Source organism: Planktothrix serta PCC 8927, assembly GCF_900010725.2.
Classification (GTDB): Bacteria; Cyanobacteriota; Cyanobacteriia; order Cyanobacteriales; family Microcoleaceae; genus Planktothrix; species Planktothrix serta.
The window spans coordinates 1-22,245 of the sequence record NZ_LR734823.1; the positions used below are offsets into that span (position 1 = coordinate 1).

General features: G+C 40.8%; 25 protein-coding genes. 20 read left to right on the plus strand and 5 right to left on the minus strand.

The features are described from left to right. Positions 1–75: 75 nt before the first annotated feature. Both PL8927_RS00175 and cysE read right to left on the minus strand, forming a co-directional pair. On the minus strand, positions 76–342 hold the full coding sequence (locus tag PL8927_RS00175) for a nitrogen fixation protein NifZ (RefSeq protein WP_083616343.1): 267 nt from the start codon (positions 340–342) through the stop codon (positions 76–78). A 36-nt stretch (positions 343–378) separates the two neighbouring features. Further along, positions 379–1,155 (minus strand): serine O-acetyltransferase, encoded by a 777-nt coding sequence (cysE, locus tag PL8927_RS00180; protein WP_083616344.1) that lies wholly within the window; start codon positions 1,153–1,155, stop codon positions 379–381. Between the two features lie 1,158 nt (positions 1,156–2,313). On the opposite strand from cysE, the gene nifB reads away from it, so the two are divergent. From nifB to PL8927_RS00270, 18 genes are all read left to right on the plus strand, one after another. Beyond that, the gene (gene nifB / locus PL8927_RS00185; protein ID WP_083616346.1) at positions 2,314–3,753 is read left to right on the plus strand and encodes a nitrogenase cofactor biosynthesis protein NifB; all 1,440 of its coding nucleotides are present in this window, start codon (positions 2,314–2,316) and stop codon (positions 3,751–3,753) included. Positions 3,754–3,796: 43 nt separating this feature from the next. Further along, positions 3,797–5,011, plus strand: coding sequence for a cysteine desulfurase NifS (gene nifS / locus PL8927_RS00190; protein WP_083616348.1), 1,215 nt, complete (start codon positions 3,797–3,799; stop codon positions 5,009–5,011). A gap of 96 nt (positions 5,012–5,107) precedes the next feature. After that, positions 5,108–6,007: a Fe-S cluster assembly protein NifU gene (gene nifU / locus PL8927_RS00195; RefSeq protein ID WP_083616350.1), complete on the plus strand. Its 900-nt coding sequence runs from the start codon at positions 5,108–5,110 to the stop codon at positions 6,005–6,007. Between the two features lie 214 nt (positions 6,008–6,221). Beyond that, entirely contained in the window at positions 6,222–7,124 is a 903-nt protein-coding gene (gene nifH / locus PL8927_RS00200; RefSeq protein WP_083616352.1) for a nitrogenase iron protein, read from the plus strand. 153 nt (positions 7,125–7,277) lie between these two features. Continuing rightward, positions 7,278–8,753 carry a nitrogenase molybdenum-iron protein alpha chain gene (nifD, locus tag PL8927_RS00205; protein ID WP_083616355.1) on the plus strand — a complete coding sequence of 492 codons (1,476 nt, stop codon included), beginning with the start codon at positions 7,278–7,280 and terminating at the stop codon, positions 8,751–8,753. A gap of 138 nt (positions 8,754–8,891) precedes the next feature. Next, on the plus strand, positions 8,892–10,430 hold the full coding sequence (nifK, locus tag PL8927_RS00210) for a nitrogenase molybdenum-iron protein subunit beta (protein WP_083616358.1): 1,539 nt from the start codon (positions 8,892–8,894) through the stop codon (positions 10,428–10,430). Between the two features lie 90 nt (positions 10,431–10,520). Further along, the gene (locus tag PL8927_RS00215; RefSeq protein ID WP_156093045.1) at positions 10,521–10,850 is read left to right on the plus strand and encodes a Mo-dependent nitrogenase C-terminal domain-containing protein; all 330 of its coding nucleotides are present in this window, start codon (positions 10,521–10,523) and stop codon (positions 10,848–10,850) included. Positions 10,851–10,869: 19 nt separating this feature from the next. Continuing rightward, positions 10,870–12,249, plus strand: a complete 1,380-nt coding sequence (gene nifE / locus PL8927_RS00220; protein ID WP_083616362.1) for a nitrogenase iron-molybdenum cofactor biosynthesis protein NifE — start codon at positions 10,870–10,872, stop codon at positions 12,247–12,249. A gap of 1 nt (position 12,250) precedes the next feature. Then, a complete protein-coding gene (gene nifN / locus PL8927_RS00225; protein WP_083616364.1) occupies positions 12,251–13,549 on the plus strand; it encodes a nitrogenase iron-molybdenum cofactor biosynthesis protein NifN in 1,299 nt (432 codons plus the stop codon). A 70-nt stretch (positions 13,550–13,619) separates the two neighbouring features. Beyond that, positions 13,620–14,033, plus strand: a complete 414-nt coding sequence (gene nifX / locus PL8927_RS00230) for a nitrogen fixation protein NifX (protein ID WP_083616366.1) — start codon at positions 13,620–13,622, stop codon at positions 14,031–14,033. Then, positions 14,030–14,506 (plus strand): NifX-associated nitrogen fixation protein, encoded by a 477-nt coding sequence (locus PL8927_RS00235; RefSeq protein ID WP_083616368.1) that lies wholly within the window; start codon positions 14,030–14,032, stop codon positions 14,504–14,506. Before nifX ends, PL8927_RS00235 begins: the two co-directional genes overlap by 4 nt. Positions 14,507–14,593: 87 nt before the next feature. Then, complete coding sequence (locus PL8927_RS00240; protein WP_083616370.1) at positions 14,594–14,827, plus strand: CCE_0567 family metalloprotein; 234 nt, start codon at positions 14,594–14,596, stop codon at positions 14,825–14,827. Beyond that, a complete protein-coding gene (gene nifW, locus PL8927_RS00245; protein ID WP_083616372.1) occupies positions 14,824–15,141 on the plus strand; it encodes a nitrogenase-stabilizing/protective protein NifW in 318 nt (105 codons plus the stop codon). Before PL8927_RS00240 ends, nifW begins: the two co-directional genes overlap by 4 nt. A gap of 8 nt (positions 15,142–15,149) precedes the next feature. Beyond that, complete coding sequence (locus PL8927_RS00250; RefSeq protein WP_083616374.1) at positions 15,150–15,959, plus strand: HesA/MoeB/ThiF family protein; 810 nt, start codon at positions 15,150–15,152, stop codon at positions 15,957–15,959. A 99-nt stretch (positions 15,960–16,058) separates the two neighbouring features. Further along, positions 16,059–16,430 carry an iron-sulfur cluster assembly accessory protein gene (locus PL8927_RS00255; RefSeq protein WP_083616377.1) on the plus strand — a complete coding sequence of 124 codons (372 nt, stop codon included), beginning with the start codon at positions 16,059–16,061 and terminating at the stop codon, positions 16,428–16,430. A 45-nt stretch (positions 16,431–16,475) separates the two neighbouring features. Then, positions 16,476–16,775 (plus strand): 2Fe-2S iron-sulfur cluster-binding protein, encoded by a 300-nt coding sequence (locus PL8927_RS00260; RefSeq protein WP_083616379.1) that lies wholly within the window; start codon positions 16,476–16,478, stop codon positions 16,773–16,775. A gap of 26 nt (positions 16,776–16,801) precedes the next feature. Then, on the plus strand, positions 16,802–17,098 hold the full coding sequence (gene fdxB / locus PL8927_RS00265) for a ferredoxin III, nif-specific (protein WP_083616380.1): 297 nt from the start codon (positions 16,802–16,804) through the stop codon (positions 17,096–17,098). A gap of 188 nt (positions 17,099–17,286) precedes the next feature. Then, positions 17,287–17,553 (plus strand): hypothetical protein, encoded by a 267-nt coding sequence (locus tag PL8927_RS00270; protein ID WP_083616383.1) that lies wholly within the window; start codon positions 17,287–17,289, stop codon positions 17,551–17,553. A gap of 151 nt (positions 17,554–17,704) precedes the next feature. Here PL8927_RS00270 and PL8927_RS00275 read toward each other — a convergent pair whose 3' ends face one another. Continuing rightward, the gene (locus PL8927_RS00275; protein WP_083616385.1) at positions 17,705–19,303 is read right to left on the minus strand and encodes a helix-turn-helix domain-containing protein; all 1,599 of its coding nucleotides are present in this window, start codon (positions 19,301–19,303) and stop codon (positions 17,705–17,707) included. Positions 19,304–19,829: 526 nt separating this feature from the next. Here PL8927_RS00275 and PL8927_RS00280 point away from each other — a divergent pair. Both PL8927_RS00280 and PL8927_RS00285 read left to right on the plus strand, forming a co-directional pair. Continuing rightward, entirely contained in the window at positions 19,830–20,450 is a 621-nt protein-coding gene (locus PL8927_RS00280) for a cysteine dioxygenase family protein (RefSeq protein ID WP_083616387.1), read from the plus strand. A gap of 29 nt (positions 20,451–20,479) precedes the next feature. Beyond that, complete coding sequence (locus PL8927_RS00285; RefSeq protein ID WP_083616388.1) at positions 20,480–21,109, plus strand: CBS domain-containing protein; 630 nt, start codon at positions 20,480–20,482, stop codon at positions 21,107–21,109. 74 nt (positions 21,110–21,183) lie between these two features. Here the strand turns inward: PL8927_RS00285 and PL8927_RS00290 are convergent, their stop codons facing one another. Continuing rightward, complete coding sequence (locus PL8927_RS00290; protein WP_083616390.1) at positions 21,184–21,489, minus strand: hypothetical protein; 306 nt, start codon at positions 21,487–21,489, stop codon at positions 21,184–21,186. Continuing rightward, positions 21,486–22,139, minus strand: a complete 654-nt coding sequence (locus tag PL8927_RS00295; RefSeq protein ID WP_083616391.1) for an AAA family ATPase — start codon at positions 22,137–22,139, stop codon at positions 21,486–21,488. The genes PL8927_RS00290 and PL8927_RS00295 overlap by 4 nt, the downstream gene beginning before the upstream one ends. Positions 22,140–22,245: the final 106 nt, after the last annotated feature.

Below are 22,245 nucleotides of genomic sequence, written 5' to 3' on the forward strand. Positions count from 1 at the left end.
CAGTCTGGTCAACTTGGGCTTGATTTCAAGCCCCCGTTAAAATCGGTACCCCGATTTAACGGCGGGTTGTTGACTTTAAATTCCTGTTTCTACTGTTTCTAGTTCTTTAGCCCGACAACCGACAACATAGCCTGTTCCCATAAAATGTACGGCATAAATATAGGAATTTTGTAAAAATGTCCCGATAGAAATTACATAGCCAATTTCTCCCTTTTTTGCTAAAGTTGCCCCAATTTCCTGACCGGGAAATGTGCCATCATTGCGAATTAACTTGCGAGTTTGAACTTTTTCACCAATTTCAAAACAAGGGGGCAAGTCAAGTTCTAATTCATCTAGCTGCATAGATTAACCTCCAGAGAAAAACTAAGCTTAAAGAGTTTAAAAGGGTGATTTTAAACTCTTTTGCAGCCGACTAATTTGGGCTTCTAACTGTTCAATTCGAGTTTCTAAATTTTTAATGACTGTGGCTTCAGCATCGGGAAGTTTTCCATGGTCTAGGGGACAAGTATTCTGGGGAATTCGACAGATTGTTCGACCGGGAACTCCGACAACTGTAGAATCAGAGGGTACATCTCGTAATACAATAGAACCGGCACCAATGCGAACATGATCACCCACTTGAATATTCCCTAAAATTTTAGCTCCCGCCCCAACTACTACCGATTTTCCCAAGGTGGGATGGCGTTTTCCACTGTCTTTTCCGGTTCCCCCCAAGGTTACCCCCTGATAAATTAGGGCGTAGTCTCCGACAATGGCGGTTTCTCCAATCACAACTCCCATGCCGTGATCGATAAATACCCCCTTACCGATGACCGCACCGGGGTGAATTTCAACTCCGGTAAATAGCCGACTGAAGTAAGAAATTAAACGGGGAACAAAGGGGATTTGCCGACGGTGTAACTCGTGAGCAATGCGATGCAGTTCTAAAGCGTGAAATCCGGGGTAAAAGCAAAGCACTTCTAGCCAATTTCGGGCAGCGGGGTCACGCTCAAAAATAATCATAAAGTCAGCTTGGAGGGTCTGCCACCCGTTGAGCAGGGGAAGAATTGATTTGACATTCTCGGTGGCAGCTGTTGGGATTATATCAGCTAACACCGCCGGTTTGTTGGGTGGAATGGGTGAGATGGTTAACCCAGGGGTAAGAGTCTGTTGCATTGCTTTCCGGGGGGAAGTGAAAAAGCTTTGACCCGTGTTGGAGTCATCTGCACTTCTTGCTTATACCAGATGCGAAAACTCAGGCTCAAAAACAGACTTGGGTTAAAATTATTAAACTAATTAAAAATGTACTCAGGGACTCAAAGCCTTGCTAGCAAAGGGACGTTTTTTTTTTTTAGATCAAGGGACGAGTATTTTTTGAGTAGGGGACGAGTATTTTTTGAGTAGGGGACGAGTATTTATGTACTCAGCCACAACTTATTCGGGATAGCTATTTGAAGTGATTTAGGAGCAAATTTAAGCCGATCAGAAATTGTACTCACGGCTTGTTTTTTTGGCCCAATTCTTACCTCCCTCAAAATTTTTAAATTTTTGTATATTTCAACACGCTTTAAGATTTCAGGTTTTAAACTCAAAGAAGTTACTCAATTTTTCCGGGGTTAGAGGTGGGAATTGGCTAGAAGAACTTTAGGTTTATCTGTATCGTCAACTACAATAAATAACTTTTGTAAACAAAAAAGCAACAAAAACCCAAATTTTTCCAAAAAACTGATATCTTAGATACAGAATTCAATTTAAGAACACCCGCAGAGATTTTTCTTTAGGTTGTTCTGGTTTTTACCTAAAATGCCCTGTCCGATTCGGTTTAGGGCATCAGCTTTGATAATTTGAGTACAAATACAGGAACTCAAAAAAGTTGCCATAAATGTTGTTAACCCCATGTAGTGACGGGGTTAGCTTTGAGTGCAAAAATACCCGTTGTCTAGTCTATAAATACTCGTCCCTACCCCGAAAAATACTCGTCCCTATACCCCCAAATTTTTTTTCAAATCTCTGATTCACCCGTCCCATCAGGATTAGAGATTTTGAGTACAGTCTTAATTAGTTTAATAAGTTTTATCCGCCGTTGTTGATTAAGGGGGGAATTGGGGGGGTGCTATAAATCTCCTAACGCCAGATGCAAAACCCGCCAAAGGTAAATAGGTCTTTATGGAATTGGTAATCTTACCCCCTACCAAAAACCTAATCACCGATGGATTCTGGGAGAAGTTAATGGATGCAATTAGGCTCGAATTCGTGCCGAAGGAATAAACAAAATAATCACGGTTTGTCAGATTTCCTCTAAGGTTGACCCGTCCACTTAATCCCAGAAATTCAATGACCCCCCAACTCGGAATTCCCACTCAATCAAGCGGTTGCAGTTCCTCTAGCTGCGGCACTTCTACAACAGAAATTGACGAAAAACTAAAACAACGAATTGAGAACCACCCTTGCTATAGCGAAGAAGCCCACCATCACTACGCCCGGATGCACGTTGCGGTGGCTCCCGCTTGCAATATCCAATGCAATTACTGTAATCGCAAATACGACTGCGCTAACGAAAGCCGACCTGGGGTGGTGAGTGAATTGTTAACCCCAGAAGAAGCCGCCCATAAAGTCTTAGTGATTGCGGGTAAAATTCCCCAAATGAGCGTCTTAGGCATTGCTGGCCCTGGTGACCCCTTAGCCAACCCGGAAAAAACTTTCCGCACCTTTGAGTTAATTGCGGACAAAGCTCCCGATATCAAGCTGTGCTTATCCACCAATGGTTTAATGCTCCCCGACTATGTAGAGCGGATTAAGCAACTGAACGTGGATCATGTCACGATTACGATTAACATGGTAGACCCGGAAATTGGCACACAAATCTATCCTTGGGTGCGCTATAACCGCAAACGCTATACCGGGATTGAAGCAGCGCAAATTCTCCACGAACGCCAAATGGAGGGTTTACAGGCACTTAAAGAAGCGGATATCCTTTGTAAGGTGAACTCGGTTCTAATTCCCGGAATTAATGACCATCATTTACCGGAAGTCAATCAAGTTATTCGTTCCAAAGGGGCATTTCTGCATAATATTATGCCCTTGATTTCAGCGCCTGAACATGGCACCTACTTTGGTTTAAACGGTCAACGTGGCCCCTCCCCCAAAGAATTAAAAGCGGTGCAAGATAACTGTTCTGGCAATATGAAAATGATGCGTCACTGTCGCCAATGTCGAGCGGATGCTGTGGGTTTATTAGGCGAAGACAGAAGCCAAGAATTTACGAAAGATAAATTCATGGAAATGCAGCCAGAATACAATATTGAAACTCGTCAAGAAGTTCATGCCGATATTGAGAAGTTTAAATCGGAACTAAAATTAGCTAAAGCCAAACTCAAACCCAGTCAAAAAGTTGCTAACAGTCCTAAAGTTTTAGTGGCGGTTGCGACTAAAGGTGGGGGGTTAGTGAATCAACATTTTGGTCATGCTAAAGAGTTCCAAATTTATGAAGTGGATGCTAACGAAGCTAAATTCGTCGGTCATCGCAAAATTGATCATTATTGTCAAAGTGGTTATGGCGAAGAAGCCACATTAGAACACACGATTAAAGCCATTGCAGATTGTCAAGCAATTTTGGTTTCTAAAGTTGGTGAATGTCCGAAAGCGGATTTAGAAGCGGCGGGTTTAATTGTGGTGGAAGCCTACGATGTGATTGAAAAAGTTGCCCGGGCTTTTTATCAGCACCATATTCTCCAAACTACTCAGGAAATTCCTGAAATTGTTGGTTGTATTTAATTCCTAATTTCCGTTTCCCCATTGTTAAACTGAGGGCAAGATAATGTCAACTTGTATTTACCTAGATAATAATGCCACAACTCAGGTAGATCCTGGAGTATTAGAAGCAATGCTTCCCTACTTTAGCGAATATTATGGTAATCCCTCCAGTATGCACAGCTTTGGGGGAAAGGTCGGAAAAGCAATCAAACAAGCTAGAGCTCAAGTTGCGGGTCTTTTAGGGGCTGATGACACCGAAATTGTGTTTACCAGTTGTGGCAGTGAAAGTAATAATACGGCAATTCGCGCCGCTTTAGCTGCCCAACCTGACCGTCGCCATATTATTACTACTCAAGTCGAACACGCGGCGGTTTTAAATGTTTGCAAACAACTGGAAAAACAAGGTTATACGGTTACTTATTTATCCGTTGATGCTCAAGGACAATTAGATTTAATGGAATTAGAAGCTGCCTTAACGGGAAATACGGCTTTAGTTTCTACGATGTATGCTAATAATGAAACCGGAACGGTATTTCCAATTGAACAAATTGGGGGATTAGCGAAGGAATACGGGGCTGTTTTTCATGTTGATGCGGTGCAAGCGGTTGGTAAAATTCCTTTGAATCTGAAGAACAGCACCATTGATTTATTAACATTATCGGGTCATAAGTTACACGCTCCTAAAGGGGTTGGAGCATTATATGTCCGCCGGGGATTTCATTTTCGACCGTTGCTAATTGGCGGACATCAAGAACGGGGTCGGCGAGCGGGTACTGAAAATGTCCCTGGAATTATTGGTTTAGGAAAAGCGGCGGAACTGGAATTATTACATTTACCAGAAGCCACTAAACGGGAAAGCCAATTGCGAGATCTTTTGGAAACAACTTTGCTAGAAATTATTCCAAATTGTCAAGTGAATGGTGACCCGAAACATCGCTTACCAAATACCACCAATATTGGGTTTAAATATATTGAAGGGGAAGCGATTTTACTCTCCTTAGACCAGTATGGAATTTGTGCTTCTTCTGGTTCAGCTTGCACTTCTGGATCTTTGGAACCTTCTCACGTTTTACGAGCAATGGGTTTACCTTATGTGATTCTACATGGCTCAATTCGATTTAGTTTAAGTCGTTACACAACGGAGGCAGAAATCAATCAAGTCCTAACTGTAATGCCACCAATTATAGAGCGTTTGCGTTCCCTTTCTCCCTTCAATAGTGATGCGGCGGAATGGTTACAAGATAGGCAAACCAGTAATCAGTTATCAGCCATTAGTTAACAGTTTATTAACCTTTGATACTGATAATTCTTAACGCTGACACTGATAATTGTTCACTTTTAATTCTGACACTGATTACTGATTTGGAGAACTGTTATGTGGGACTACACAGACAAAGTATTAGACTTATTTTATAACCCGAAAAACCAAGGGGTAATTGAACAAACCGACGAACCGGGAATTGCTGTAGTTTTTGGGGAAATTGGTAGTATTGCTTGCGGAGATGCTTTAAGATTGCATCTCAAAATCGATCAACCCAAGGACATGATTGTAGATGCTCGATTTCAAACTTTTGGTTGTACCAGCGCCATTGCTTCTTCTTCAGCATTAACGGAATTAGTTAAGGGTTTGACCTTAGATGAAGCGTTGAAGGTTACTAATAAAGAAATTGCCGATTTTTTAGGGGGTTTACCCGAAGCTAAAATGCACTGTTCGGTGATGGGACAAGAAGCATTAGAAGCGGCGATTTATAAATATCGAGGAATTGAATTAGAAGCTCATGATGATGATGATGGGACTTTAGTTTGTAAGTGTTTTAGCATTAGTGAATCGAAAATTCGCCGAGCTATTGTTGAAAATAACTTAACAACCGCCGAACAAGTTACAAGTTATATTAAAGCGGGTGGCGGTTGTGGTTCTTGTTTATATCCCATTGATGATTTAATTGCGGAAGTCCTTAAAGAAAAAGCTAACATTACTCAAATTGCTACAGAGATTGCCTTTGCTAAAGACTCTCAGCAACCTACCTCAGCACCCCCGCTAACAACAATTCAAAAAATTTCCTTGATTCAAAAAGTTCTCTTAGAAGAAGTCCGTCCTTTGCTGTTAGCAGATGGAGGGGATGTCGAACTTTATGATGTCGAAGGAGATACAGTAAAAGTCTTACTGAAAGGAGCTTGTGGCTCTTGTCCTAGTAGTACATCTACTCTGAAAGGGTTAATTGAAACGACTTTAAAACAGAAAGTCTTACCCAGTTTATTAGTGGAAGCACTATAAATTTAAGCCCAAACAATTCATCTACAATAACCTATTAAGGTGGTAATTATGAAAGTTCAAAAACGTCATCAAGGTGAGGAGCGTCCTCCCCCTCAACCTCAAAAAGAAATCAGTTTCAGACTCCAATTTTGCTAACTGATATTTCTTTTCAACTTGCTAGATCTTAACCTCTCCTTCAACAACAAATCTATTCATTTACCCAGGATAATTAATCATGACAGACCAAAAAATTAGACAGATTGCATTTTACGGAAAAGGTGGGATTGGTAAATCCACCACCTCCCAAAATACCATTGCTGGGATGGCGGAATTGGGTCAGCGCGTGATGATTGTCGGTTGTGACCCCAAAGCTGATTCCACCCGCTTAATGCTCCACAGTAAAGCTCAAACCACCGTACTTCACCTCGCCGCCGAACGGGGTGCTGTGGAAGATGTCGAACTCGAAGAAGTGTTACTCACCGGCTATCGGGATGTCCGTTGTGTAGAATCCGGTGGCCCAGAACCCGGTGTCGGTTGTGCTGGACGGGGGATTATTACTGCGATTAACTTCCTAGAAGAAAACGGCGCCTATGAAGACCTAGATTTCGTCAGTTATGACGTTTTAGGGGACGTTGTGTGTGGTGGTTTCGCCATGCCTATCCGTGAAGGTAAAGCTCAAGAAATTTACATCGTTACCTCCGGGGAAATGATGGCTATGTACGCTGCTAATAACATTGCGCGTGGGGTACTTAAATATGCTCACTCCGGCGGTGTGCGTTTAGGCGGTTTAATTTGCAACAGCCGTAAAGTTGACCGGGAATTAGAATTAATTGAAACCTTGGCCAAACGCTTAAATACTCAAATGCTTCACTTTGTCCCCCGCGACAACGTGGTACAACACGCCGAATTGCGTCGGATGACGGTGATTGAGTATGCTCCCCAACATCCTCAAGCCCAAGAATATCGCACCTTGGCTAACAAGATTATTGACAACAAAAATCTGACGATTCCGACTCCAATTTCTATGGATGAATTAGAAGAATTATTGGTGGAATTCGGAATTTTAGGAGATGACAAAGAATTCGAGCATTTAGTGGGTAAAACCGCCGATGAAGCTCCGGTAACCGTTGGCGTTTAATCCCAGTAATCAGTAATCACCTCATCAGTTTAGAAAAAAGTTTTTAGTAAACAGTCTATTAAATACTTAGCTCTTATACTGATTAATGATTACTGATTCCTACCTTCCCTTATTTGCTATTTATTATTTCCTACACACTCAACAGAGGTAGACATGACTCCTATCGATTCTACTACTCTTGACTCTCAAGAATTAGTTGTTGACAAAAAAGAACTGATTAAAGAAGCCATAGAACTTTATCCCGATAAAGCCAAGAAAAAACGGGAAAAACATCTTAACGTTTTTGAAGAAGGAAAATCCGATTGTGGCGTTAAGTCGAATATTAAATCCGTCCCGGGTTCTATGACCACTCGCGGTTGCGCTTATGCGGGTTCTAAAGGGGTGGTTTGGGGGCCGATTAAAGACATGATTCATATTAGTCATGGCCCCGTCGGTTGCGGTTATTATTCTTGGTCAGGTCGGCGGAATTACTACATTGGGACTACGGGCATTGATACCTTTGGGACAATGCAATTTACCTCGGATTTCCAAGAACGAGATATCGTGTTTGGTGGCGATAAAAAACTCGCTAAACTGATTACGGAACTGGATGAATTATTCCCTTTAAATAGAGGAGTTTCAATTCAGTCTGAATGTCCGATTGGTTTAATTGGAGATGACATCGAAGCTGTTGCTAGAAAAGCTAGTAAAGAAATTGGTAAAACTGTTGTTCCTGTCCGTTGTGAAGGCTTCCGAGGTGTGTCTCAATCTTTAGGACACCACATTGCTAATGACACGGTACGGGATTGGGTATTCCCTCAAGCTGACAAGAAAAAGAAAGAATTAGGCATTGAAGGTACCCCCTACGATGTTGCTATTATCGGAGACTACAATATCGGTGGAGATGCTTGGTCAAGCCGGATTCTTTTAGAAGAAATGGGTTTACGAGTGGTGGCGCAGTGGTCGGGAGATGGCACCCTCCACGAAATGATGATGAGTCCTACGGTGAAAATGAATTTAGTTCACTGCTATCGCTCAATGAACTATATTACCCGTCACATGGAAGAAGCTTATGGAATTCCTTGGTTAGAATATAACTTCTTTGGCCCAACTCAAATTGCGGCATCTCTACGGGAAATTGCCAGTAAATTTGACGAAAAAATTCAAGAGAATGCCGAAAAAGTTATTGCTAAATACGAACCCCAAACCAAAGCGGTACTAGATAAATTCTCTCCCCGGTTAAAAGATAAAACTGTGGCGTTAATGGTAGGAGGTTTACGTCCGCGCCACGTTGTTCCTGCTTTCCATGATTTGGGAATGAGATTGATTGGGACGGGTTATGAATTTGGTCACAATGATGACTACAAACGCACAACTCATTATATCGAAGACGGTACGTTAATTTATGATGACGTTTCTGCTTATGAGTTTGAACATTTTGTTAAAGAATTGAAACCGGATTTAATTGCTTCTGGAATTAAAGAGAAGTATGTTTTCCAAAAAATGGCTCTTCCTTTCCGTCAGATGCACTCTTGGGATTATTCTGGCCCCTATCATGGTTATGACGGTTTTGCTATCTTCGCGCGCGATATGGATTTAGCCCTGAATAGTCCGACTTGGGGATTAATTGGCGCTCCTTGGAAAAAGTAAACAGTTAATAGTTATCAGTAATCAGTGAAGAGTTAATCGTTTTTGGCTAAAAATTAAAAACCCAAGACTCCTAACTGATGACTGATGACTGATAACTGATTACTAATTACTAATTTATTGATTATTGGAGATTGAGTCATGCCACAGGACAATATAGACCAAATTCAAGACCACGTTACTTTATTCCACCAGGAAGAATATCAACAGTTATTTGCCGGGAAAAAAGAATTTGAAGGCGGACATAGCCCAGAAGAAGTCGCCCGGATTGCGGAATGGACAAAAACCTGGGAATATCGGGAACAAAACTTTTCACGGGAAGCCTTAACCGTCAACCCCGCCAAAGCTTGTCAACCGTTAGGGGCAATTTTAGCCGCCGTTGGCTTTGAAGGCACTCTCCCCTTTGTCCACGGTTCTCAAGGCTGTGTGGCTTACTTCCGCTCTCACTTTACTCGCCACTTTAAAGAACCCTTTTCGGCAGTATCATCTTCTATGACTGAGGATGCGGCGGTATTTGGCGGACAAAATAATATGATTGAAGGGTTAGCAACCTCCTACAATCTCTACAAACCCAAAATGATTGCGGTGTGTACGACTTGTATGGCAGAAGTCATTGGAGATGACTTGCAAGCCTTTATTAATAATTCCAAAGCGGCTAATTCTGTTCCTCAAGACTATCCCGTTCCCTACGCCCATACCCCTAGTTTTGTCGGTTCCCATATCACGGGTTACGACAACATGATGAAAGGAATTTTATCTAATCTAACGGAGGGTAAAAAAGCCGAAACCACCAACGGCAAAATTAACTTTATTCCCGGTTTTGAAACCTATATTGGCAACCTGCGGGAAGTCAAACGAATTGCCGAATTAATGGGAATTAACTATACCCTATTAGCAGATAATTCCGAGTATTTAGATTCCCCCAATACCGGCGAATACAAAATGTATCCCGGTGGCACTCCCTTAACAGAAGCAGCCGATTCTATTAATGCCGAAGCTACTATTGCTTTACAATCCTATTCCACCACTAAAACCCGTGATTATATCAATAGTGAATGGAAGCAACCTACCTATGTCAATCGTCCGATTGGAATTCGGGGAACTGATGAATTCTTGATGAAATTATCGGCTTTAACGGGTAAACCCATTCCGGCTGAATTAGAAGATGAACGGGGACGGGCAGTAGACGCACTGACGGATTCTCAATCCTGGTTACATGGCAAACGAGTCGCCATGTATGGAGACCCGGATTTAGTAATTGGTTTAACTCAATTCCTATTAGAAATTGGGGCGGAACCGGTGCATATTTTAGTGAGCAATAGCAATAATGCTTTTGAAGCTGAATTGCAAGCTATTCTCGATGCTAGTCCCTTTGGAAAAGGCGCGACAATCTGGGGTGGAAAAGATTTATGGCATCTGCGTTCGCTGTTATTTACTGAACCCGTAGATTTATTAATTGGTAATTCCTACGGCAAGTATTTATGGCGGGATACCAAAACACCTTTAGTGCGAATTGGCTATCCGATTTTTGATCGTCACCACCTGCACCGTTATTCTACTTACGGTTATCAAGGGGCAATTAATTTACTAAATTGGATTGTGAATACCCTGCTTGATGAACTAGATCGCAATACCATTATTCCCTCCAAAACCGATATTTCTTACGACTTAATTCGGTAATTTCTACATCGGGAAAAGGAAAAAATTATCTAAAAATTCCTTTTCCCTTGATCTAAATTCTGTTCACCTTATTCGATGCTTGGAGTCATGATGGCTACTCTGCTTCATACACACGATATCCATAGTCATAACCATCAGTTTGTACCCCAAAAAAATCGGGGAATTGACCTTTTATTTCCCCTGCGGCGTTGGGTGGATGGATTAGCTGTAAACAACCGCCAAATTGCCCATTGGATTTGCCAAGTTATTCCCTGTTGCTGTCCGTTTGAACGGGATATTAATCTTTTTGGAAATACCTATCATATTCCGCCCCTGTGCAAGTTGAATCCTTTGTATAACGAGTTAGTGGGGTTACGGTTTCGCGCCCTGAGTTATCTAGCAGATGTTTGTTTAGAAGATATTACCCCCTACATTTGCTAATAGGAATTAGCGTAAAACTATGAAGATTACTCCAGGTAAAATTAACGAACTTCTCAGTGAACCCGGTTGTGAACATAATCACAAACCGGGGGAGAAAAAAAAGAAAGCCTGCCAACAACAAGCCGAACCGGGTGCAGCCCAAGGCGGATGTGCCTTTGATGGCGCCATGATTACCTTAGTCCCAATTACCGACGTCGCCCATCTCGTCCACGGCCCCATTGCCTGTGCCGGAAATTCCTGGGGAAGTCGGGGCAGTCTTTCCTCTGGTTCCCACATTTATAAAATGGGATTTACCACAGATTTAAGTGAGAATGATGTGATTTTTGGAGGAGAGAAAAAACTCTACACTGCCATTTTAGACGTTCAACAACGCTACCAACCCGCCGCCGTTTTTGTCTATTCCACCTGCGTCACCGCCTTAATTGGAGATGACTTAGATGCGGTTTGTGCCGCGGCGGCTAAAAAGCTGGGAACTCCAGTAATTCCGATTAATTCCCCCGGTTTTATTGGCAGTAAAAACTTAGGAAATCGCGTCGGTGGCGAATCTTTATTAGAATATGTGATTGGTACCGCCGAACCGGAATTTACCACCCCCTTTGATATCAATTTAATCGGGGAATATAATATCGCTGGAGAACTTTGGGAGGTTCTACCTTTATTTGAAAAATTGGGCATTCGTGTCCTCTCTAAAATGAGCGGAGATGCTCGTTATCATGAAATTTGTTATGCCCATCGGGCTAAATTAAACGTTACAATTTGCTCCAAAGCTTTAATTAATATTGCTAGAAAAATGGAGGAACGCTATGGAATTCCCTATATTGAAGAATCATTCTATGGCGTAGAAGATATCAATCGCTGCTTACGCAATATCGCCCAAAAATTAGGAGATTTATCCTTACAAACTAAAGTCGAACAACTAATAGCAGAAGAAACGGAAAAATTAAACACCGAATTAGCTTATTATCGAGAACGACTTAAAGGCAAACGAGTTGTGCTTTACACCGGAGGCGTGAAAAGTTGGTCAATTATTTCCGCGGCTAAAGACCTAGGGATGGAAGTTGTCGCCACCAGTACCAAAAAAAGTACCGAGGAAGATAAAGCTAAAATTCGTACCTTATTAGGGGCAGAAGGCATCCTCATGGAAAAAGGCAATGCCGCAGAATTAATTAAAGTTATTGCCCAAACTAAAGCCGATATGTTAATCGCCGGCGGTCGAAATCAATATACGGCTTTAAAAGCTAAAATTCCGTTTTTAGATATTAACCAAGAACGCCACCATTCCTATGCCGGATATACGGGGATGGTGGCTATGGCTAGAGAATTAGAAGAAGCCCTCTATAGCCCGATTTGGTCACAGGTTCGCCAACCCGCTCCTTGGGATTTAGAGGAGGTACTTTAACATGGCTGCTGTTATTTCTCGACAAAAATCCGTATCGGTAAATCCTCTTAAACAAAGCCAACCTTTAGGAGCTACTTTAGCTTTTTTAGGACTTAAAGGCATGATGCCTTTATTACATGGCTCCCAAGGTTGTACGGCTTTTGCTAAGGTTTCTTTAGTTCGACATTTTCGAGAAGCGATTCCTTTAGCGACAACCGCCATGACCGAAGTAACTACAATTTTAGGAGGAGAAGATAATATTGAACAAGCGATTTTAACCTTAGTGGAAAAATCCCAACCGCAAATTATTGGTTTGTGTACAACCGGACTCACTGAAACCCGGGGAGATGACATGGAAGGGATTTTGAAAAATGTCCGCAAACGTCACCCAGAATTATACGATTTACCGATTGTTTTTGTCTCCGCTCCTGACTTTCGAGGTGCCTTACAAGATGGTTTTGCTGCGGCTGTTGAAAGCCTAATGCGGGAACTTCCCCAACCCGGTGAAACTCGCCCCCAACAAGTCACTTTATTAATGAGTTCTGCCTTTAGTCCTGGGGATGTTCAAGAACTCAAAGAAATTACCGCCGCTTTTGGATTAATTCCAATTGTTGTTCCCAATTTATCCGCTTCTTTAGATGGTCATTTGGATGATTCCTATAGTTCGGTAACTACCGGAGGAACTACCTTAGCCGAACTCCGAGAAATTGGCAGTTCTGTGTATACTTTAGCCTTTGGAGAAAGTATGCGCGCCAGTGCCCAAATTCTGGAAAAACGGTTTGGAATTCCCTTTGAAGTCTTTCCCCAAATTAGCGGTTTAGGCGCCGTTGATGAGTTGTTACAAGGACTATCTGACTTAAGTGGAATTGCGGTTCCCGAAAAATATCGCTACCAACGTCGTCAGTTACAAGACGCGATGTTAGACACCCATTTCTACTTTGGACACAAGCGGGTTTGTTTAGCTTTAGAACCCGATTTGTTATTCGCCCGGGTGGGATTATTAATGGCGATGGGGGCAGAAATTCAAGCCGCCGTCACCACTACTAAATCCCCAATTTTGGAAACATTACCCATTGAAACGGTAATTATTGGGGATTTAGAAGACTTTGAAGACTTAGCATCTGGGGCGGATTTATTAATTACTAATTCCCACGGAGCCGAGATTTCTCAGCGCTTAAAGATTCCGCTTTTTCGCCAAGGATTTCCTATCTTAGACCGTTTGGGAAATGGTTATTCTTGTTCCGTCGGCTACCGAGGAACAACCCAACTTTTGTTTGAGCTTGGCAATTTGTTTTTAAGTCAAGAAGAATCCAGACATTGAAAATAGTTTAATTTTCTTGACGTTAATTAAAATTAGCCAAATTTATTGATAATGAATCCAGAGGTTAACCATGAAAATAGCATTTACAACTAGCGATAACGTTCATATTAATGCTCATTTTGGTTGGGCAAAAAAAATTGATGTTTATGAAGTTACCCCGGAACGTTATCAATTTGTAGAAACTTTAAAATTTGAGGGCGACCTCAAAGAAGATGGCAATGAAGATAAGCTATTACCTAAGATTGAAGCGTTATCAGATTGCACGATTATTTATGTTTCAGCTATTGGGGGAAGTGCGGCGGCTCGTTTAGTGAAAAAACGGATAACTCCTGTTAAAGCTCAGTCAGAGGAACAGGAAATTACCGATGTTCTCACTAAATTAGTGGCAACATTAAATGGAAATCCTCCCCCTTGGCTGAGGAAAGTCCTACAACAAGAAAAGTCTAGCTTTTTAGAGCAATTAGAGGAGGAAACCGCTGTATGAGTTCAACTGAAACTGTGACCGAAACTCCCAATACTGAAATTTTAACTCATCCGTTTTTGCAGGAGTTAGTTCGCCAAATTCGAGCCGAAGATTCCTATGGATTTTATCGGAATTGGACAGATGAATTAATGTTGAAGCCTTTTATTGTTAGTCGGGAAGCTAAACGTAAAATTTCCGTTGACGGTGAAGTTGAAGCTAATACTAAGGGGCGAATTCAGTTATTTTATCGCGCTATTGCGGCTCTGGTTGAAAAAGAAACTGGGTTACTTTCTCAAATTGTGATTGATTTGAGTCACGAAGGTTTTGGCTGGGCATTAGTGTTTTCGGGTCGGCTATTATTGGTGACAAGAACTTTACGAGATGCCCAACGTTTTGGTTTTGATTCCTTTGAGAAATTAGCAGCCGAAGGCGAAAAGCTAACTCAATCTGGAATTGATTTAGCCAAACGCTTTCCCGAAGTTGGCAACCTTTAGTTTCAGTTATCAGTTATCAGTAAAAACATGAACAATTGATTAACTGTTATTCTGATAATTCTGACTTTAATTACGGATTCAAAGATTATGGTTCAAGTCCCAGAAATAAGCCCAATTCCTGTTAGTATTGAGGAGTTAAAGACTCAGATTAAACGACTCAATAGCAAAGCGGGACAACAAAAAATGGATCTGCATGATTTAGCGGAAGGACTGCCGACAAATTATGATCAATTAATGGAAATGGCAGCCGAAACCTACGAAATTTATCGTCAATTAGATCAGCTAAAACAACAACTTAAACAACAGGAAAACAGCCGATGAGTAAAACTTTGTCTGATTTTGAGAAACTGGTCAACGCCGAGGATTATTTCCAGTTTTTTGACTTAACCTATGACCCGCAAGTGGTCAACGTTAATCGTCTGCATATTTTGCAGAAATTTTCACAATTGGTTAAAGAAATTGATGCCAGTTGGGCGGGAGAAAATCCTGAAGAAAAACTCGGTTTATATGAAATTGCTCTGCAAAATGCCTACACCGTGTTTCTAACGTCTAATTCTTTAGACCAGAAGCTGTTTAAAGTCTTTAATCAAAAGCAGGGAAATGTAGTTTTGCTCACAGAAATTAATTCGGATTAAGGAGAATAATGGTGTTCCAACTCACCCCAACTGAATTAGAACGTTACCGTCGCCAAATCATGCTTCCCGGCTTTGGGGAAGCTGCCCAAAACCGACTGAAATCATCAACGGTATTAGTCACAGGAGTAGGGGGTTTAGGAGGGACGGCTGCCCTTTATTTAGCAGTTGCCGGTGTGGGGAAATTAATCCTGCTTCGGGGGGGAGATTTGCGCCTAGATGACATGAATCGTCAGGTGTTAATGACGGAGGATTGGGTGGGAAAACCCAGGGTTTTTAAAGCTAAAATGACTCTGGAAAATATTAACCCCGATGTGGAAATTCAGGCTATTGAGCAGTATGTAACCCCGGAAAATGTTGATGCTTTAGTTCAAGCCTCAGATCTGGTATTGGACTGCGCTCATAACTTCATTGAACGGGATTTATTAAATACCGCTTGTGTGGGCTGGGATAAACCTATGGTGGAAGCTGCTATGAATGATATGGAAGCTTATTTAACCACCATTGTTCCCGGTAAAACTCCTTGTTTATCCTGTATTTTTCCCGAAAAACCTAATTGGGATAAACGCGGGTTTGGGGTATTAGGAGCCGTCTCAGGAACTCTAGCTTGTTTAACAGCATTAGAAGCAATTAAGGTATTAACGGGAATCGGAAAACCGCTATATTCTCAATTGCTAACAATGGATTTAAACAGTTTAGATTTTGCCAAACGCCGTCCTTACCATGACCCCCATTGTCCCGTTTGTGGGGACAAAAATCCAGAGAGAAATTTAACAAATTTATCGAATCGTAATAATTCTTTACTTCTGGCAATTCCTTAGCTTTTTGAAGATTGAATTTAAACGATAAAAGTTGAAAAAAATCTCTCTTCAACCCTTGTCAATTGTCAATGATTAATTTTCTAAACCAGAGGATTTTTTATGACCTTAACCTTAACAGAAGTTGCTGAATTACGTCTACGGACTTTTCTGCAAAGTTCGGGAAAAAGTGAAACCCCAACCCAACGGGGAGTCCGTTTTTCCGTGATAGATGGTGGTTGTAGTGGTTATCAATATTCCTTAGATATTACCTCCCAACCTCAACCGGATGATTTGTCAGAACAACTCGGTAAAATTCAAGTTTATATTGACAAAAAAAGCGCGCCTCTATTGGAAGGAGTTGTGGTTGATTATGTGGAAGGTTTAACTCAAAGTGGCTTTAAATTTTTGAATCCTAATGCAACAGATACCTGTGGCTGTGGTCAATCTTTTCAAGCTGGAAATTGCACCCCTACGGGTGTCCCTTGTAGTTAATCTTTCCCTGACTTTGTTCGTCTAAAATTTTCAAGGAATTGGCAAATGGTAACTTATAACGTCCATCTAATTAACAAGAAAAAAGACCTAGATGTGATTATTCCCGTTGAGGAAGATCAGTACATCCTAGAAGCAGCAGAAGCCCAGGATATAGAATTACCTTTTTCCTGTAGTTCGGGCTCTTGTTCTAGTTGTGTTGGTAAACTCACTGAAGGCAAAATTGACCAATCAGAACAGACGTTTTTAGATGATGAACAAATGGATAAAGGGTTTGTGCTACTCTGCGTTGCTTATCCTCGTTCTGATTGTACAATTCGGACTCACCAAGAAGCTTATTTAGTTTAATTAAATCATTCAGGAGCAATTTTATCATGGCAACATTAACAGGTTTAACCTTTGGGGGAACAACTTGGACACCCCAATTTGTACAGGAAATTAACCAAGAGAAATGTATTGGTTGTGGAAGATGTTTTAAAGCTTGTGGTCGTAATGTATTACAACTCAGAGCTTTAAATGAAGATGGAGAATTTGTTGAAGATGAAGAAGAGGATGAAATTGAACGAAAAGTGATGAGTATTATTCATCCAGAGTTCTGTATTGGCTGTGAAGCTTGTTCACGAGTTTGTCCCAAAAATTGTTATACCCATGCTTCTTTGGTTGAAGCTTAAATCCCAACTAATACTACCGACATTAAAGAGAGGAAAACTATCTTAATAAATGGGTTTAATGCTAGTTTTTCTCTTTTTTATCTACCCGTATTTCTCGAAACAGAGACAAAAAATTGTCACTTATTCGCCAGAAGCAGGACGTTTTTCTGGCTATTTTTTTAAAGAACTTCCAAACAACGAGGGGAATTATGACTGAACAACGCCAAGAACTTTACATGAATTTAATAGATCAATTGTTACATTGTCCCAATGGTCAAGAACCTGATGTTTTAGATGGTAATCAAGAGTTAATTGATGCCGGTTTAATCCAAACTATGGCAAAAACCGCTGCTTACTTTGCCCACCATGATAATCCAGATGCCTCTAAATTCTTAATTCACGTTGCCCGAGAATTAAGTATTCAATTAGGACTTTATGAACAGCCTAGTTCAACGGTTAGTAACGAAAATACCTGAAAAATCCCCGCCTTTTTTGACCTAAAAATATTAATAATTTTAATCAAAACCAGGGTAAAAATTACTTTAAACTCCTGGTTTTTGTATTAATATTAGTAGAGGCTATAATCTTTTGGCGTAAAGAGCGAGCGCTAATATATGGATTGCTATATCAGATCATTCCTAACACTTTTCGCAATAACATTTGGTCTTCTCCCTTAACTCGAAAGCGACCATTCTCAATGTCTCTAATCCAGCTTTGACTTTTTCCCATTAAGGATGCTAATTCTCTTTGACTCAAAAGCCTAATTTTTCGGGCTTCAATAATTTGTTGAGCCGAAAGTTCTACGGAGGATTTAACTTTTGTTCTTGATTTAGATTTTTGATGCTGAATAATTTTGATTTTGCTAGAGGATTCCCATTCACGAGGAATTTCAAAATATAAGATGCGGGCATTTATTAACCGATTCCACTTCCCGCGCGGGGCGACATCTGTTAATCGATTATTCTGACTACCATCAGCAATCCAAAAGTCTAAAGCTGCCTCTGCTTCTTCTGGAATATTGTTAAGCTTTACCCACAAAGGTTGAATTTCTAAAGGATAAGTAATGGGATCAAAAATAGGTTTTATCCCATAGTAACTCATGATTTCTAAATCATTTTCAAAAATTTTCATCAGTCGTTTTCGTTCCTCTTTTTGGGAAAGTAAACTGTTAATTTTTTTCTCCCCATAAGCAACTCGCATTAAGGTGGGAACGGTGACACGCTGTTCTTTTCCCATCTTAGTTTTAAATAATAACCAAAGTAACATCCGAGCGGCTCCGGGATGTTGTTGCCAAATACTCATGACTGTACTTAATATAACTTTCGGTAAAGTTCCATATTGATAAAAGCTATTCCGTTCTTTACAGCCCTGTCGATTCAGAAAAAGTTTTGTCCACTGTCCGGCTTTGACTTTAAATGTTAATCCGACTAAATATTTATATCCACCATCGTCTTCTTGAAAATGATGTTGAATTTCTAATAAATGCCAGAGAGGACTATTTTTAATCGAAATTCCTTTGACTTTTCCTTGGGAGGGTAAATCAATACTCGCCATTAATTTACAGGGTTGTTGAGCTAATTCTTTAATCAGAGATAATTTAGCAGATTTACTCAAGTCTTTGCGTTTATCTAAACCTAAATATTCTTCAATTTGCAGATCATTAATCAGAAATTCTTCTTCCCAAGGCTGATCTAAAGCGGTAATATGGGCAGCATAGATTAAATTCAAACAAGCGGCTTTCAGGTCAAAGGATTCAATCATTGCAGTTGCTTCTGTCTGTTTCAAGGGGATAGTAGGTTCATCTGCTAAGGGGTTAGCAACGTGGTAGACTATCTGACCTTTTCCATTTAAAATTTGTCGCTGATAGTAAAGTTCTCCGGTTTCTTCCAGTTCCCAAGTTAGGGATGAACCCTGGGCGAGAATATTACACAAGTCCCAAATTGCAATTGCAGAAGCAAAGGGATTATTTTTTCCATTGGTAAAAAGATTAGGACTGGGAAGAGTTCTAGTTGTATCAATTTTATATCTACCTTTTTTGGATTGTAAAGGAACTGGGGAATTAACGGGACAGGAAGTGACACATTGAGGCTCTGAATAGGTTTCACAGTTATCACATAAGTCAGGATCTATCCAATATTTGTCGTTTTTGAGTTGAATGGCTCCTGTGGGACAAAGGGGTTCACAAGTATCGCACTTAATACAACGATTAGTGATGGAATAAGACATAGCGAATTGCAATCACTTCCTAATAGAGTTGACCGAAAATCAAAGGATGTCAGCCCTTGAATTTATTCCTGGGAATAAGTCTGACTGGGAATCTATTTCCCTTCCCTTTTTCACACCCCTTAATTAGGTGCGATAGGATGGGAGTGTCAAACTATTCTCTATTAGCAAAGTTGGATATTTTGTTCAACTTAAACAATTAAAGATTAATTAAGTATTTTTTAATATTTTCCGTAACAAATATAAATAAAAATCACTCTAAATCGATAACATTTTGTATATTTAGATACAGTAATTAAGGCAAGTTGATTGATTTTTTTTTAGGGAGGAGGAAGAATGAGGTTTAAAAATGCTAGTCCCTCTTCCCCTAAAAAAATTAAAACTCTTTCTACTCTGGATTTAGAGCGTTGAGTACAGTCTGAATTAGAGATAATGTATGCGACAATACAAATTAACATCAAGAATATGACTTCTTGAGTAGCAATAACAGCGGTTAAAGTATTAATATCAAATCTTTGATATTACCGGAATGAATACTAAAGACTGGCTTATAACAGATCAGGGAGAATGTCAACCTCGACCCGCAGCTAGGGAGTGGGATTTAATCCGGGAATACTATTACTTACATCGCTTCCTAACCGAAATTTTGGATTTAGTTGAGCGGTCAAAACAGGAATCGGAACAGTGGGATTATTTACCCCAAATCCGCAGGCTTGTCCGCCAATTAATTACCAATTCTTACTGGGTACAAACTCAATATTTAGAGCCTTGTCCCCAAACCGGTCGGGCGATTATGACGCTGTATGACGAGATTGGATATCCGTTAACGATCCAAAACGTCAGCTTTGCACCAGGAGTCAGTTCACCGATTCACAATCATGGCACTTGGGGAGTTGTGGCGGTACTAAAGGGACAAGAAAAACATCGATTTTGGCGACCTTGTAACGATGCCGAATTTCCCTCAAAAATTGAACCGACCGGGGAAAAAATTTTTCGGACTGGAGAAATTATCAGTTTTACACCGAATGCCATTCATAGTATAGAAGCAATCGGAGAAGAACCCACCGTTACGTTTAATTTATATGGGGACTCCCTTCCCCAATCTCGTTTTGAATTTAACCCCACAACCGAGACTGCCAAAACTTTTTAAATTGAACCGTAAAAAATGAGGAAAAAAATATGTTGAAAGCCTCTGATATTATGACTCAAGATGTTGCCACCATTCGGGGTTCGGCAACCGTGGCTGAAGCGGTTAAATTGATGCGCTTGAAAAATTTACGGGCTTTAATTGTCGATTTGCGTTCTCCACAAGATGCCTATGGAATTATCACACAAACGGATATTGTTTCTAAGGTGGTTGCCTATGGAAAAGACTTAGAGAAAATCCGAGTTTATGAGATTATGACTAAGCCTTGTGTTGTGGTTAATCCAGATCTCGGAGTAGAATATGTTGCTCGATTATTTGCAAATATGGGTATTCATATTGCTCCAGTAATTAGCAATAATTTGATGGGGATTATTTCTCAAACCGATATTTTGTTAAAAGGGGATTTCCTAGAAAATCCTAAAGCTCCCCTGCTGCGTCGAGAATTGGCAAAAGCCATTGAGCAAGCTAAATCAATTTCAGCGACCAGAGGAATTACTAGCCCAGAAGCGGTTGAGGCCTGGGCGTTGACAGAGGAGTTAGAAGCTGAAGCGACTTATCAAGAAGGGGTTGAACCCAAAGAGAAAACAGCATTTCAGATTTACTCGGAAGAAAATCCTCAAATTCTACAGGTTCGACATCAAATGGCGATGGCAAGTCTTTAATCCAATTTCTGCTTAACACTTTTGAGTCTGACGAAGGAAAACAAGTATTTTCTTTCGTCAGACTTCTCTGTTTACTATTCTGAAACATCCTTTAACGCTTCATCCAACAGGAGTCTAACAATTTCTGCTTTAGTTCGTCCTGTCCTCGCGGCCCATATCGATAACTTGCGATGGCTGGGTTCGGCTAAGTCAACAGTGAACCGCTTTGTCCCTTCTTTGGGTTGAACTTGCAATTTGTCCATAAATGTTCGTTGCTGTTGTGGTGTTGGTTCTGGGGTTGTTTCGGGTTTGGAACTGACTTGAGGAGTTGAATTTTCTCCATAGACAAACTCCTGGGCTAAGGCATCACTCAAGGGTTTGCGGGTTTGTTTTTTGTTCATACTCTCTCTGGCAATTGTTTGAGAATGGCTTTGAATAATCGCTCGTATTCTGTCGCCGCTTCACTCGCCGCTTGTCCGGGTAAGTCCCAAACTGTTAAGGATTGACCGGAAGTGTCTGCTATGGCTTGTTTCTGGTGAATGATGGGTTTGAGAAATTTGGCATCGGGAATTTGAGATAAAAGGGCGATCGCCTCTTCTTTGAGTTTTGTGTTCTTGACCGCACGACTCAGGAATACCAGACCTTTAGGCAATCCTCCTCGCACAGACTGAGCCTGTTTCAGTAATCGCATGGCATCGGAAGCAGAACGAAGGTCAACACCCGTTGGCTGTAACGGAATCACAGCTAGATCACATCGGAATAAAATCGCTCTGGTTTCTTCAGCTAAACTCGCAGGGCCATCGACAACGATGTAGTCATAATCTTTGACTAACTCTGGAATCTGTTCTAAAAGATCATCGGGTGATTGAATCACCTGGCAAGGAATGGGCGTTTCTATCCCGGCGACCCACTGAGAACTTGACCGTTGAGCATCGGCATCCACCAGCAACACCCGATAGTTTTGCTTGAACTGAAGCCAATAAGCTAAATGCACTGAGGAGGTAGACTTGCCACACCCTCCCTTCTGATTGATTAAGGCGATAACTGCCACTCTATACCTCACTTACTGCATTATTGCATTACTGCATTATTGCATTATTGCATTATTGCATTATTGCATTATTGCATTATTGCATTATTGCATTATTGCATTATTG

Excerpts from the sequence above, each read along its gene's own strand:
- PL8927_RS00260 (WP_083616379.1), top strand. The coding sequence starts at position 16,476 with ATGGTAACTTATAACGTCCATCTAATTAACAAGAAAAAAGACCTAGAT.
- nifB (WP_083616346.1), top strand. The coding sequence starts at position 2,314 with ATGACCCCCCAACTCGGAATTCCCACTCAATCAAGCGGTTGCAGTTCC.
- nifS (WP_083616348.1), top strand. The coding sequence starts at position 3,797 with ATGTCAACTTGTATTTACCTAGATAATAATGCCACAACTCAGGTAGAT.
- nifN (WP_083616364.1), top strand. The coding sequence starts at position 12,251 with ATGGCTGCTGTTATTTCTCGACAAAAATCCGTATCGGTAAATCCTCTT.
- nifU (WP_083616350.1), top strand. The coding sequence starts at position 5,108 with ATGTGGGACTACACAGACAAAGTATTAGACTTATTTTATAACCCGAAA.
- PL8927_RS00175 (WP_083616343.1), bottom strand. The coding sequence starts at position 342 with ATGCAGCTAGATGAATTAGAACTTGACTTGCCCCCTTGTTTTGAAATT.
- nifD (WP_083616355.1), top strand. The coding sequence starts at position 7,278 with ATGACTCCTATCGATTCTACTACTCTTGACTCTCAAGAATTAGTTGTT.
- cysE (WP_083616344.1), bottom strand. The coding sequence starts at position 1,155 with ATGCAACAGACTCTTACCCCTGGGTTAACCATCTCACCCATTCCACCC.
- fdxB (WP_083616380.1), top strand. The coding sequence starts at position 16,802 with ATGGCAACATTAACAGGTTTAACCTTTGGGGGAACAACTTGGACACCC.
- PL8927_RS00215 (WP_156093045.1), top strand. The coding sequence starts at position 10,521 with ATGGCTACTCTGCTTCATACACACGATATCCATAGTCATAACCATCAG.
- PL8927_RS00240 (WP_083616370.1), top strand. The coding sequence starts at position 14,594 with ATGGTTCAAGTCCCAGAAATAAGCCCAATTCCTGTTAGTATTGAGGAG.
- PL8927_RS00270 (WP_083616383.1), top strand. The coding sequence starts at position 17,287 with ATGACTGAACAACGCCAAGAACTTTACATGAATTTAATAGATCAATTG.
- PL8927_RS00280 (WP_083616387.1), top strand. The coding sequence starts at position 19,830 with ATGAATACTAAAGACTGGCTTATAACAGATCAGGGAGAATGTCAACCT.
- PL8927_RS00290 (WP_083616390.1), bottom strand. The coding sequence starts at position 21,489 with ATGAACAAAAAACAAACCCGCAAACCCTTGAGTGATGCCTTAGCCCAG.
- nifX (WP_083616366.1), top strand. The coding sequence starts at position 13,620 with ATGAAAATAGCATTTACAACTAGCGATAACGTTCATATTAATGCTCAT.
- nifK (WP_083616358.1), top strand. The coding sequence starts at position 8,892 with ATGCCACAGGACAATATAGACCAAATTCAAGACCACGTTACTTTATTC.
- PL8927_RS00255 (WP_083616377.1), top strand. The coding sequence starts at position 16,059 with ATGACCTTAACCTTAACAGAAGTTGCTGAATTACGTCTACGGACTTTT.
- PL8927_RS00250 (WP_083616374.1), top strand. The coding sequence starts at position 15,150 with ATGGTGTTCCAACTCACCCCAACTGAATTAGAACGTTACCGTCGCCAA.
- PL8927_RS00275 (WP_083616385.1), bottom strand. The coding sequence starts at position 19,303 with ATGTCTTATTCCATCACTAATCGTTGTATTAAGTGCGATACTTGTGAA.
- nifH (WP_083616352.1), top strand. The coding sequence starts at position 6,222 with ATGACAGACCAAAAAATTAGACAGATTGCATTTTACGGAAAAGGTGGG.
- nifW (WP_083616372.1), top strand. The coding sequence starts at position 14,824 with ATGAGTAAAACTTTGTCTGATTTTGAGAAACTGGTCAACGCCGAGGAT.
- PL8927_RS00235 (WP_083616368.1), top strand. The coding sequence starts at position 14,030 with ATGAGTTCAACTGAAACTGTGACCGAAACTCCCAATACTGAAATTTTA.
- PL8927_RS00285 (WP_083616388.1), top strand. The coding sequence starts at position 20,480 with ATGTTGAAAGCCTCTGATATTATGACTCAAGATGTTGCCACCATTCGG.
- nifE (WP_083616362.1), top strand. The coding sequence starts at position 10,870 with ATGAAGATTACTCCAGGTAAAATTAACGAACTTCTCAGTGAACCCGGT.